The following is a 12,641-nucleotide window of genomic DNA, read 5'->3' on the forward strand; positions in this document are numbered from 1 at the left end:
ATGCATGTGGAAGTTCGTGATCTGAACAAACATTTCGGTGATTTTCATGCGGTAAAAGATGTCTCGTTCGATATTGCCAAAGGCCATCTGATCGGTCTGCTTGGTCCCAGCGGGGGCGGGAAGACGTCGATTTTGCGGATGCTCGCGGGTCTTGAAAGTCCGGGCTCAGGCGAGATTCGTTTCCATGGGAAAGTGGTCAATCATTTGCCGCCGCAGGAGCGGGGCATTGGATTTGTATTCCAGAACTATGCGCTGTTTAAACATATGAGCGTATTTGATAATATTGCGTTTGGTCTCAAGGTGAAAAAAACACCCAAAGCCCAGATTCGTGATCGCGTGATGGAACTCGTCGAGCTGACCGGGCTGAAAGGGTTCGAACAGCGTTACCCACATCAATTGTCGGGTGGACAGCGTCAGCGTGTAGCCTTTGCCAGAGCGCTGGCGCCAGAGCCGCAGCTGCTGCTGCTGGATGAGCCGTTTGCCGCCATTGATGCGAAGATTCGTCAGGAACTGCGTTCTTGGCTGCGCGAGCTGATTGAGCGTGTAGGAATTACGTCCATTTTCGTTACGCATGACCAGGACGAGGCGATTGAAGTCGCAGACGAGATTATGATTATCAGCCAGGGCAGGCTGGAGCAGAAAGGCACACCTTGGGATATTTATAAAAATCCACAGACACCTTTTGTAGCAACCTTTATTGGCGAATCTACGGTGGTGGAGGATGCTTCTCAGCTGAAAGGGTTCGAACATGCAGTACAGGGCGGGAACACTCGTGCGCTGATCCGACCGGAGTACATCGAGATCGGGTTGAAGAACGAATTCACCATGCTGTCGGCAACGGAAAAAGGCACCGTCAAGCATCTTCATTTCCGCGGCAGTGAGTGGATGGTGGAAGTTGAGGTGCAGGGCCACAAGCTTATTACGTATCGCTCGCTGGAGAAAACCACGCTGGAAATCGGGCAGACCATTCGTGTGCTTGTGCACCGTGCTTATCTGTTTAATGATTCGGAGAGCTGGGTCGTTGAGAATCGTCTCAAGGAAGATCCGATGCCGGTCATGATCTAGAGCGAGTCATTCTATGGAAAAACAGAAATGAAAGAAGGAGCAGCCATGCAGACGAGCCAAAACAAGAAGAAGTTCATCCCTCTATACGTTATTCTGATGCTTGTGCTTGTCTGTGTGACTGCCGGATGCAGCAAGCAGGAACAAGCGCAGCCAGAGCCAGCGTCGGTTTCAAGCGGTGATTCATCCCATACGCTTGTCATCGGTGCATATAGCGTAGCGAAGGATGCCGTGGGAGAGCTGTTGCCGAAGTTTCAGGCGGAATGGAAGGCAAAAACAGGACAAACGATTAACTTTCAGGAGTCATATGAGGCTTCAGGAACACAGGCCAGAGCCATTGTTGGCGGGTTTGAGGCAGATGTTGCCCTGCTTGCGATGGAAAGTGATATTGATAAACTGGTGAAGGCCAAGCTGGTCACTACCGATTGGAAGCAGACCCCGAACGCAGGCATGATTACCCGTTCAATCGTTGTTCTGGGTACCAGAGCGGGTAATCCCAAGGGCATTCAGGATTTTCAGGACCTGACCAAGCCGGGTGTGAAGGTGCTGTACCCCAATCCTAAAACTTCCGGTGGTGCACAGTGGGATATTAACGCCATCTATGGTGCAGGGCTGAAGCTGTCCGAAGAGCAGGAAGGCAAGAAGGACCCTGCCGCAGCCAAGGCATTTCTGGAAGAAGTGCATCAGAACGTCGAATCCCTGGACAAGAGCGGCCGATCCTCCATGGCAGCATTTGAATATGGCGTGGGCGATGTCATTGTGACGTACGAAAATGAACTGCTTGCCCGAATCGCCAAGGGAGTCAAGTATGATATCGTAGTTCCGAAAAATACCATTCTGATCGAAAATCCCGCAGTAGTGGTGGATAAATACGCGGACAAACATGGTAATCGGGAGCTGGCAGAGGCTTTTATCGCTTATCTGCGGACGCCGGAAGCACAGCGAATTTTTGCCAAGCATGGCTTTCGCTCGGTAGACCCGGATGTATTCGCGGAGACCAAAGCTTCGTTTCCGACACCAGCAGGGCTGTTTGATATCAACTATCTGGGCGGATGGGATGAGGTGCGCAACACACTTTATTCCAAACGCGGTGTATGGTATCAGGTGCTGGCGGGGTTGTAGTTCATTGAACGATGAACTATATAAGTTGAACTATTTGTTTACACAATAACGGAGAGGACAGAAAAAACCTGGAAAAGCGTAGCGGTCGCCTTTATCACCGGATTTTTCCCTTTAAAAAAGGGAATCCAAAAAATCTGGGGATAACAGCGATTGAAAGGTTATTCTGTCATCGGAGTGGACTGTGTAAAATCTTTATTTCCAGCTAATTTAGGGAAGGTGAGCCTTCATTTCGCGCATGCCGGGATGGAGGTTTTTTACTGCCAAAAGGTTATAACAGGAAGTATACTAATGCATATGAAGGCATAATTGATAATTGCAGAGAGGCGTGACAGGAATGAGTACAGAGATCAAATTATCCCAAAGTACCGCGATTCGACTGGAGCAGGCCCGGGGCAAGGGCATGCCGGAAGCAGATATTTTGAAGGCAATTCAGGCCAAGGACGTGTCGGCATTTGACGCTGTGTCCGAGGAGCATTATCGATATGATGAATTTTTTAACTATGCGGACGAGCATGGGGAGAAGCTGGAGGAGGCAGTTCTGAACGGGTATCGTATTACGTTTAATACTCGCGGAGGACTTGGCATCTGGCTGGAAAAGACATTTCGTCTGAAAGCAGATCAGGATTTCACAGTGGGTGAGGGCATCATCACCGGTCTGCAGTTGACGGCTGCCCAGGCAGAGGTGCTGAAGCAGCGTCTGGCGTGGAACTGGGTCATTACCGATGCCAAGGAGATTCCTGCAGGCCTTGAGCTGACCTTGAAACTGCGTGCGCTGGTGTAAAGCGAACGCCTTCTTTATGATGTCTGACCATGGGTTGCTCAGGGTCAGACGATAGACTTTCCCGGCGAGCGGTGAGGAGCTGCAGCGGGAGAGTCTTTTTTTGCAAAAGTATAGATAGGAGATTACAATTTACATAGAAAGTTTGAGATCAAGCGTAAGGGATTGCTGAACAAAAATGATAACATCTGAGCTGATTGGGCTTCAGGGATCGAGAGGGGAATGCGGAATGAATCAGCTCACCTTTCTGGGCACTGGCGATGCCATGGGTGTTCCACGGGTGTATTGTGATTGCGAGGTATGTACTGAGGCACGGCAGACAGGAGAGAATCGACGCAAGCGTTCATCTGTTCTGATCCACGGAGGCGGTCAGATTGGGGGTGCAGAAGAAGACGGGATGGTAATGATTGATTGCGGACCCGATTGGCGTTCCCAGATGGAGGATCAGGGGATACGTATGGTGCACACGCTGCTGATTACGCATGCGCATTTTGATCATATTGGCGGTTTGCCGGAATGGGCGGATGCGTGCCGCTGGTTAGGTGTGAAGGGCAAGCTGTATGCTCCCCGTGAGGTGATTGTCATCATTCAGGCGCAGTTTCCGTGGCTTGCTCGTCATATGGATTTTCTGGAGACGGATAACGGAATTGAACTGGGTGGATGGAACATTTCCTCCTGGAAGGTATGCCACGGGCACAATGGGTACTCCTATGCTTACCGACTTGAACGCGAGGGGTATGCGTGGGCGTACTGTTCGGATGCTATAGACTTGAAACCAGATGAGAAGGCGCTGCTGCATGGACTGGACCTGCTGGTGCTGGGTACAAGTTTTGTGCACGAGCTGGCGGAATTTTCGACGCGTTCGGTCTATGATATGCAGGAGGCACAGGAGCTTTTGCGAGAGCTGCGGCCAGGGCAGACGTATTTTACACATATGTCCCATGATGTTGATGTACGTCAGCATTACAAGCTGGATCAAGGCATAACGATAGCTCTGACGGGTATGACGGTGAAGCTGGGTCAGGATCGAAATGAGAAGTAAGGAATGAGCACAATTAACATATGAAAAAATAAAATGAAGAAGAGCGTATCCTTTACGGGAGGTTCTTCGTTTACATAATGAAACATCTAAATTATATAAGTTGAACTATTTTTTACACAATAACGGAGAGGACAGAAAAAACCTGGAAAAGTGTAACGGTCGCCTGAAAGCTTTCTGCAAGAAAGCTACATCGGAAGCGTACGCTTATCACTGGATTTTTCCCTTTAGTAAAGGAAATCAAAAAAATCTGGGGATAACCGCTACTCTCCAGGTTGTTCTCTCATTGGAGTGGATCGTGTGAAATTTTTAGTTCAACTTATATAGCATCAATCAGGAACCAGCAAAGGGGGGCCCCCGAGATGGCCTTTGTGAAGTCCGTAATTCGACCAATCAACAGACAACAGTATAAATGGAGCAGTTCGAGTAGTTATTGCAGGACCGATGAAACGAATGGGAGTAATAGAGCCAGTTCAGCATACGGAACCACGGTAGTTAATGAAACGAATCAAGTAAAGGCAGCGAAGCAAACACAGGGTATGGACAGAAGTAAGCATGCAGCGGTGGAAAACGTACCATACTCAACGCTACATGATGTATTGCCTGACCTGATGGGAGCATTGTATGCGTATTGCTATTCACTGACCAAATCCATGAACGAGGCAGAGGATCTGGTACAGGAAACCTGTCTCAAGGCGTTATCGTCTGCTGCGGCTCACGCCGTGAATCAAACAGAAGCGTTCAATTGGGAGGCTTATCTGATTCGAATCGCACGGAATACGTGGATTGATGGAATCCGCAAGCAGGAGAAGCAGCGATCCATATTGGATGGTCTGAAACCGGTGATGTCAGCGTATGTGGAGGAAGAGCCATGGGAAGAGCTGGAGTCGGCGGTGCGGCTTCTGATTCAAGAGCTTTCACCATGGCAGCGGGCGATTTATATATTGCGTGAAATGATGGGATATACGGCGGCAGAGACTGCGAGCATGCTGAGTACCACCGAGGGAGCTGTGAAGGCGGCTCTGAATCGTGCCCGCACAGCCTTGAGCAAGGTGAAGCAGAAGCTGGGAGAGGCCGGAACGGATGCCATATTTGAAATGAATTCGAAGGAAGGGGCTGCTGATGCAGAACAGGAGCAGCTTCGAAGCTACCTGATGGCTTTTCGCCGGGGGGATACAGCTCGTCTGATTGACCTGTGCCTGAATCGGATGCATGATCCGATGGCTGTGGCGGGCACGATCCTGCAGAGCACTTTGCCGTCTCCATCCATGCAGCCAGTGATGATGTACAACGAATATGCTGCTTCGGGTATGAAATCGATGTCTCACCAAGGCAGGTATACCGTTATCCTGGCTGCCTAATGATAAGGAGGCGACCTAACATATGAACGTAGTACCTTATGTAGTGGAGCAGACCGCTCGTGGTGAGCGGAGTTACGATATTTATTCACGTTTGCTGAAAGACCGCATCATTATGGTGTCGGGAGAGATTGAGGATCAGATGGCCAATGCCATCGTGGCTCAGCTGCTGTTTTTGAGTGCAGAGGACCCGGATAAGGATATCCAGATGTACATTAACAGTCCGGGGGGCTCGGTGACAGCAGGGTTCTCGATCTATGATACGATGCAGTTTGTGAAGCCGGATATTTCAACGATCTGCACAGGTATGGCGGCCAGCTTTGGCACAATTTTGCTCGTGGGCGGCACCAAAGGAAAACGCATGGCGCTGCCCAACAGCGAGATCATGATTCATCAGCCGCATGGCGGCACGCGTGGGCAGGCATCGGATATGCTCATTCATGCGAATCGTATTATTCAGCACCGCCAGCGGCTGAATCAGCTGCTCGCAGACCATACAGGGCAGCCGCTGGAGCGCATTGAGAAGGATTCCGACCGTGACTATTTCCTCGCGGCAGCGGAAGCGGTGGACTATGGTCTGGTGGATAGGGTGGTTATAGGTGCCGGCGCTTAAATGATAAGGGTACGTTTAAGTGTAAGTATAAGTTCGATGTGATTGTGAGATAAGTACAGGGATGACAGGAAACCGTCGTCCCTTTTTGTTTTTGTATAGCGCGTTGAAATTGTAAGGTTGACTTAAACCAGGCATAGTGTATATATTATATATATACACTATGCCTGGTTTGTTCGTAAGATGTAAAGGTGATGAGGTGAAAGAACATGAATATTCGGATATCCAACGCATCCAGCGATCCTATCTATATCCAGATATTATCCCAAATCCGGCAGAGTATTCTGAACGGAGAGCTCGCAGCAGGGGACAGTCTGCCTTCCATTCGGCAGCTTGCCAAGGATTTGCAAGTCAGCGTTATTACAACGAAACGTGTGTACGAGGAGTTGGAAAAGGAGCAGCTGATTGATTCCGTAGTTGGCAAGGGGAGCTTTGTATCCGGAGCGAATCAAGATTTTATCCGGGAGAGACGTATGAAACAATTGGAAAGCAAGATGCTTGAGGTTATTCAGGAAAGCAAGGAACTGGGCATGAGTTCGCAGGATTTGATTCATCATCTTACTTTGCTGTTAGAGGAGGAATAAACACGATGAACGCTATAGAATTGCGGAATGTGACAAAAGCCTACCCATTATTTAAGGTGCACAACATATCCATGGATGTAAAGGAAGGCTATATCACAGGACTCATCGGCCCAAACGGAGCTGGCAAAAGCACCCTGATCAAAATGATTACAGGGTTAATTCATCCCGATCAAGGAACATTGCGGACGTTGGGCAGTGAAATGCCGGAACAAGATGTGGCTGTCAAGCAGCGCTTGGGAATTGTATCCGATGAATGCTTTTATTACGAACATCTGACAATCCGGGAGATGGCCCGTATGATTGCTCCCTTTTACAACTGCTGGGATCATGCTTTGTTCAGCAGTTACCTGGAGCAGTTCGAACTGTCTCCGAAAAAGAAAATTCAGGATTTATCCAAAGGCATGAAGATCAAATTTTCGCTTGCTGTTGCCTTGTCACATGATGCCGATCTACTTGTCATGGATGAACCAACATCGGGTCTTGATCCCGTTTTTCGGAGGGAGCTGCTTGATTTGCTGGCGGGAATGATTCAGGATGAGACGAAGTCTATCATTTTCTCGACACATATTACGACAGATCTGGAGCGCATTGCGGATTATATCGCGTTTGTTAACCAAGGAACGTTGATTTTTAATGAAGCCAAAGACGACGTGCTTGAACGCTACACCATTGTCAAAGGGGACATGGAGCTGCTGGATGCCGATACGCGGCGACATTTTGTTGGCATACGAGAATCAACGGTTGGTTTCGAAGCGTTGTCAGATAATAAAGAGGAGGCAAAGCGTCTGTTTGGCAACGAGGTGCTACTACACAGGCCCGCCTTGGAAGACCTCATTTATTTCACCGCAAAAGGGGGACGTCAGCATGCTTAATCTGCTTCGCAAAGACTTTATTGTTCTGAAAAGCTCCTTGTGGACGATTGCGCTGTATTTGGTGGTGTTCAGCTTCGCTTTTATTCCAAGCAGTGAAATGTCTATGTATTTTGTGGGGGTTTACACCGCTTTTGGCTCGATTATGCTGGCCACGATGATTGATATCAAAAACAATAATCATAACTTTCTGGTGACTCTTCCAGTCAGCCGCAAACAGATCGTGAAAGCCAAGTACCTGTCCGCCATTCTTTATGCGCTGTTTGGAGTGTTAACCTCTTACGGAATTCACAAGCTGGTTAAACTGAATTATCCCGAGTTGAACAAACCCCATTATTCGATACTGGATATTGCGATCTCAATCGGCATAGTACTTGTGCTGGTGTCAATCTACATGCCACTCTTCTACGCACTTAGTAAAAAGGGGGCGGGCATCATCTATACTATCTTTTTGATCTGCATGATTATTTTGGCCCAGCCTGTTGCGTTTCTTCTCTCTGTGGCTGGTGATAAAGGGTTGAGTACAGCGCCGATAATCACCTCAGTTTCCGTGGCTATTATAGCGTTGTTTCTCATTTCATATATCGTTACGATTCGTCTGTTTGAGAGAAAAAATCTGTAAGTGGGTGATTCAAAAAGAAATGACCTCACCGTCTTTAGGAATCCAAACGGAACCTTCCAGATTTTGTTCCTTTATATACTCGGTAAGCTGATCCCGGCTCAACTTGCAGTGGTTAATGGTATTCAGGTGCACGGCGAGGAGTTTCGTTCTTGGCGATAAACGAGCTATGCGAGCGACATCTTCACGTGTCATGGTGATCGTAGTCCCCCATATCATTTGGGCTTCTCCTGTATTTAAAACAGCAATATCCGGATTATACTTACGAAAAACTGCTTCAATCGCAGTTGTATAGATACAATCACCAACGATATAAATAGATCCTTCTTCTATTGCATTTAATATAAAACCGGAAACTGGCCCTAATAGCTTTCCAGAAAGTCCCGTAGCATGCTGCCCGGTAATTCGTTTTATTTGAATACCTCCCCACTCCAAAGAATGATGGACGGGTATTGCTTTCAAAAAACCAGAGGATTGTATAGAGACCTGGTCGTTGGGTTGACAAAATACAGGTATATTTTTATCAAGTATGGAAATGGCCTTTTTATCCCAATGATCGAAGTGGCGATGTGTCAATAGAATGACATCTACTTCCTCAAAAACATGGAGTGGGACAGGTAAGGGGGTTAATGGGTTTCTACGATAATTTCGAGTTAAAGGCACAGGTGAGAGTATTCCGGCATCACTCAACATTGGATCAATCAGTATACGTTTATTTTTTATCGTTAAAATTGATGTTGCGTGTCGAATATGTTGTATTGAAATAGATATGTTAAACAACTCCCCAATAACTAATAACTACTTATTCCAGAAATTATACGTATATCAACTCAGACGACGGATTGACAGTGGTCTATTGCTAACGATTCTAGGAGACGCTATTTGCTGGATTTCAGTGGATTTGAAAATGTAACGATTTCAGGAGACGTTATCATCTTATTTTTGATGAAAAACAGGCTTAAATCTAACGTTTTAGTTGAAATAGCGTTACTGGGAATCGTTACATTTTTTTGTTCGTAAAAAAAGCTTAAATAAGGTTGCTGGGAATCGTTAGCGCTAGCGTTGGCGTGCTTAAAGGTATTGCAGCCAACTTGATGCCAGGAATGAATAAATATTGCCCAGTCCTATTTTTTCTCCAAACTTGCCCTTCGGTTATTTGAGCCATTGGCAGCGCTGCGATGTTTCGCTAACCACTCAAGCCCTTGGTAACTCAACTCTCCGAGCTTCCGTGTGTCGCCAGTCTTCTGGTATTCCTACAGCTTGTTTAATGCGTTTAGCCTTTCGATACCACGTGTAACTCTCAGCACACGGTGCCCTGCCTCATGACAAGGTGGTCTGCCACAGTCGTTTCGTGCGCATGCTCTCATCCTCACGCTCTTTCTGTGCTCCAGTAACCTGTATGTCCCCCGTTGAGGGATGCCTAACTTAATTTTTCGCTGCCAGGGTGATCAATCTGTGCATGCCTTCCCGAATCTGCTGCTCACGGGCATAAGAGAAGGAGAGACGCAGCTTGCAACTGCCGGAAGAATGGGAAGGATCAAAAACCGTTCCAGGCACAAAAGCAACCGATCGCTCCATGCTTCGATGCAGCAGTCTGCCTGTATCTATCCCTTCCGGCAGCTCGGCCCAAATGTTAAGGCCACCTTCAGGACGAGTCCATGTCCAGTCGGTCTCCTTCAGACATTGCTCCATGACTTCCATACGCAGCTGAATGGCGGTTCGCAGCTTGGACAGATGCTGATGCATACGTTCGGATTGAAAGTAACGCAAAAACAGCTTCTGATTCAGCAGCGGTGACCCGTTATCCGTTAAAGCTTTGATCGCCTGCAGTCCTGGCATGAGATGTGAACGGCACATGATAGCTGCAATCCGCAAACCGGGCACAACGTATTTGCTATAGCTGCGAATGTACAGCGTATGCCCGGAAGTATCGTAAGTAAAGATAGGGGCCGGGGGTTTCTCTTTAAAATAAATATCATAGGTGCTGTCGTCCTCCACCAGAAAGCAGCCGTATTGCTCAGCCAGTTCTGGCAGCTGTTTGCGCTGCTCCACCGAAATGCTGATCCCTGTTGGGTTTTGAAAGGTCGGTGTCATATAGAAGAGCCGAGGCTTCTCCGTTTTCATCAGATGCTCGATCTGTTCCAGATCGTAGCCCTCCGGGTGGATATCGGTGAAGACAAGTCGTGCCCCCTGCTTGCGAAAAATCTCCATGGCAGGGCCGTACGTTGGCCGTTCGATCAATACCCGGTCTCCGGGTTTGACCAGCGCACGGGAGATGACATCTATCGCCTGCTGTGCACCGGATGTAATCAGCACTTCGTCAGGAGAGAGGTAGAAACGTTCCTTGCTCGTCAGATGATCAGCGAGACTGCTGCGCAGCTCCAGATCGCCCTGAATGGTTGAATACGTGCCGAGCAGACGAGGATACTGGTCCAGCAGGTCGCGCATTAATTCACCCCAATATCGGTTGGGCAGCAGGGCAGGATCAATCAATGATTTGGAAAACTGATATTCAGCCTCGAGGGATTGGACCCGGTCGAGCGTGTCCCAATGAAGCCAGGCAGACACGGACGGATCATCCGCCTGTTCTGCTTCCGCTAGTGGTTTGGCAGGACTGATATAATAACCGGACTTGTCTTTGACATATACGATCCCGCGCTGTTTCAGCTCTTGATACGCCTTGAAAACCGTAAGCCGATGTACGCCAAGCAGCTCGGACAGGCTCCGTACTGAAGGAAGTTTCTCCTGTTCCGTCCATTCACCTGCTTCAATTCGCACCATGAGATAATGAATGACCTGCTTGTACCGCTTCATGCTGTTATCTGTCATCATGATTGTTTCGCCCACCCGATCCACGCTCCTTTTAAGCTATATTGTAACAGCTAATGGGAGGTAACTGTTCTGTTTTATTTATTCTGTTCTGTAAACGATGAGTTATGATGGAGAACAGAAAAAGGAGTGGTTAACATGGTGGGCATTGCATTTACGATTATGTGTCTCGTTTTCGGGACAACGTTTCTGGCGATTAAAATTGGAGTGGAGGCAGGCATGCCGCCGTTTCTGTCAGCAGGACTGCGATTTGTGATCGCAGGCGCTTTGATGTTTACATGGATGTGGATGAAAGGCAAAGTAAATCTGTCTCTCCTGTTCCGCAAAGAAATGCTGATTACGGGGGCGGGTTTAACCTTCGGTACTTTTGCTACGTTGTATTGGGCTGAACAGCATGTCAGCTCGGGTGTGGGTGCGATCCTTTCCGCTACAGGACCTCTGATGATTATGTTGATGCAGACGGCATTGTTGCGGCAAAAAACATCTGCCCGTATGATTGCTGGCTGTCTGATCGGTTTTACAGGTGTTGTGCTTGTTGTGCTGCCGGGAGTATCGCTTGGCGCAGGTTCACTATTTTTGTGGGGATGTATCGCGGTGCTTGTGGGGGAAATGTGTTATTCGGCAGGCACGCTGTACTCCAAAAAAGTCATTCACCAGTTCAGTGAGATGAGCCCTGTTGCCATCAATGCGGTGCAGATGATGTATGGTGGCGTGTTATTATTCATTCTGTCAGCGTTGACGGAAACCTGGAATATGTCGGCACTGGACGTCTTGCCTGCCGTATCTTCCGTGATCTATCTGACGGTCATCGGTTCGATGGTGGGGCACAGTCTGTTTTACTGGATTATGTCGCGTACAAATCCGCTGTTCCCGGCAACCTGGTTATATATTTCTCCACCAATAGCCGTCGGACTTGGAGCCATTGTTTACGGGGAGCATGTCAGCTGGGTAACGTGGATTGGCGTCGTGCTGGTCATTTCTGGTCTGCTGGCCATGAATGAGAAGGTGAGCCGTTGGTTGAAGAAAAAACCTGTGACAGGGGTGGGCCAAGCTCCTGAATCTGTTTTGAAATAGGATGTCAAGTTTGTATAAAGCTTTCTGATCATCATAAACTTAAAAGCTCAATCTCGAAATCAACTCCTGATTTTGGATTGGGCTGTTTGTTATTCTAACCTGATGTTCTCGTTAACCAATTGATAGTAATATTCATCCATCTGTTCAGCTGTAATTTCTTCTTCAAAATGAAGTATCCACCACGTTACAAGTAAACTGATAACCCCTGAATGAAATTCCGCTACAAGTTCTACAGGAAGTGCAAATTGCTTCCCCCTTCGCTTTAATTCCAGAAAATCTTGCTTGAAGAGTTCGCCGATATAATTTCTGAAAAAATCGTTAAATGCCTCATCTTCCTTTTGATTCTGAACGATCGTTGTAAGCACGTTTCCGAGCATAATTCCAGACAGACTTTGCAGTGGCTGCTGTAGACGCTTTTCTACATCCATTTGCAAATAATCTCGGAGGCACCAAGTGAGAGTGGAGGACAACAGCGCAAATTTATCTTCAAAATGCTTGTAAAACGTTGTGCGATGAACCATGGCTTGGTCACATATTTCATTAATCGTAATGTTACTGAATCGTTGGCCTTGCCTCGATAACAGTTCAATAAGTGCCATCGTTAACAATTTATGAGTTCGGGTAACTCTTAAATCGACCTTCTTACCAACCGTTTTCATCTACATCATTTCCTTATTGTAGTTTATCTGTATACTTA

General features: G+C 47.7%; 13 protein-coding genes. 10 read left to right on the plus strand and 3 right to left on the minus strand.

Features of this window, described 5'->3' with window-relative positions:
- The 9 genes from ACQSGY_RS25870 (at window position 1) to ACQSGY_RS25910 (ending at window position 8,044) form a co-directional block, all read left to right on the plus strand.
- Complete coding sequence (locus ACQSGY_RS25870; protein ID WP_427181504.1) at window positions 1-1,065, plus strand: sulfate/molybdate ABC transporter ATP-binding protein; 1,065 nt, start codon at window positions 1-3, stop codon at window positions 1,063-1,065.
- A gap of 45 nt (window positions 1,066-1,110) precedes the next feature.
- Complete coding sequence (locus ACQSGY_RS25875) at window positions 1,111-2,184, plus strand: sulfate ABC transporter substrate-binding protein (RefSeq protein WP_427181505.1); 1,074 nt, start codon at window positions 1,111-1,113, stop codon at window positions 2,182-2,184.
- Between the two features lie 334 nt (window positions 2,185-2,518).
- On the plus strand, window positions 2,519-2,965 hold the full coding sequence (locus ACQSGY_RS25880; protein WP_427181506.1) for a hypothetical protein: 447 nt from the start codon (window positions 2,519-2,521) through the stop codon (window positions 2,963-2,965).
- 226 nt (window positions 2,966-3,191) lie between these two features.
- A complete protein-coding gene (locus tag ACQSGY_RS25885) occupies window positions 3,192-4,004 on the plus strand; it encodes an MBL fold metallo-hydrolase (protein ID WP_427181507.1) in 813 nt (270 codons plus the stop codon).
- Between the two features lie 536 nt (window positions 4,005-4,540).
- Window positions 4,541-5,362 (plus strand): RNA polymerase sigma factor, encoded by an 822-nt coding sequence (locus tag ACQSGY_RS25890; protein WP_427181508.1) that lies wholly within the window; start codon window positions 4,541-4,543, stop codon window positions 5,360-5,362.
- A gap of 22 nt (window positions 5,363-5,384) precedes the next feature.
- Window positions 5,385-5,972: an ATP-dependent Clp endopeptidase proteolytic subunit ClpP gene (clpP, locus tag ACQSGY_RS25895; RefSeq protein WP_427181509.1), complete on the plus strand. Its 588-nt coding sequence runs from the start codon at window positions 5,385-5,387 to the stop codon at window positions 5,970-5,972.
- Window positions 5,973-6,178: 206 nt separating this feature from the next.
- Window positions 6,179-6,553, plus strand: a complete 375-nt coding sequence (locus ACQSGY_RS25900; protein WP_184190288.1) for a GntR family transcriptional regulator — start codon at window positions 6,179-6,181, stop codon at window positions 6,551-6,553.
- Between the two features lie 5 nt (window positions 6,554-6,558).
- The gene (locus ACQSGY_RS25905) at window positions 6,559-7,425 is read left to right on the plus strand and encodes an ABC transporter ATP-binding protein (RefSeq protein WP_427181510.1); all 867 of its coding nucleotides are present in this window, start codon (window positions 6,559-6,561) and stop codon (window positions 7,423-7,425) included.
- Entirely contained in the window at window positions 7,418-8,044 is a 627-nt protein-coding gene (locus tag ACQSGY_RS25910; protein ID WP_427181511.1) for an ABC-2 transporter permease, read from the plus strand. The genes ACQSGY_RS25905 and ACQSGY_RS25910 overlap by 8 nt, the downstream gene beginning before the upstream one ends.
- Window positions 8,045-8,053: 9 nt before the next feature.
- Here ACQSGY_RS25910 and ACQSGY_RS25915 read toward each other — a convergent pair whose 3' ends face one another.
- Together ACQSGY_RS25915 and ACQSGY_RS25920 are read right to left on the minus strand one after the other, a co-directional pair.
- Window positions 8,054-8,821 carry an MBL fold metallo-hydrolase gene (locus ACQSGY_RS25915; RefSeq protein ID WP_427181512.1) on the minus strand — a complete coding sequence of 256 codons (768 nt, stop codon included), beginning with the start codon at window positions 8,819-8,821 and terminating at the stop codon, window positions 8,054-8,056.
- Between the two features lie 645 nt (window positions 8,822-9,466).
- Entirely contained in the window at window positions 9,467-10,873 is a 1,407-nt protein-coding gene (locus ACQSGY_RS25920; protein WP_427181533.1) for a PLP-dependent aminotransferase family protein, read from the minus strand.
- Window positions 10,874-11,008: 135 nt separating this feature from the next.
- Between ACQSGY_RS25920 and ACQSGY_RS25925 the strand changes: the two genes are divergently transcribed.
- Window positions 11,009-11,944, plus strand: coding sequence for a DMT family transporter (locus tag ACQSGY_RS25925; RefSeq protein WP_427181513.1), 936 nt, complete (start codon window positions 11,009-11,011; stop codon window positions 11,942-11,944).
- Window positions 11,945-12,033: 89 nt separating this feature from the next.
- On the opposite strand, the gene ACQSGY_RS25930 is transcribed toward ACQSGY_RS25925, so the two are convergent.
- Entirely contained in the window at window positions 12,034-12,603 is a 570-nt protein-coding gene (locus tag ACQSGY_RS25930) for a TetR/AcrR family transcriptional regulator (RefSeq protein ID WP_427181514.1), read from the minus strand.
- Between the last annotated feature and the right edge of the window lie 38 nt (window positions 12,604-12,641).

The sequence above is a fragment of the Paenibacillus sp. TC-CSREp1 genome (assembly GCF_050171015.1).
Taxonomy (GTDB): Bacteria; Bacillota; Bacilli; order Paenibacillales; family Paenibacillaceae; genus Paenibacillus; species Paenibacillus silvae.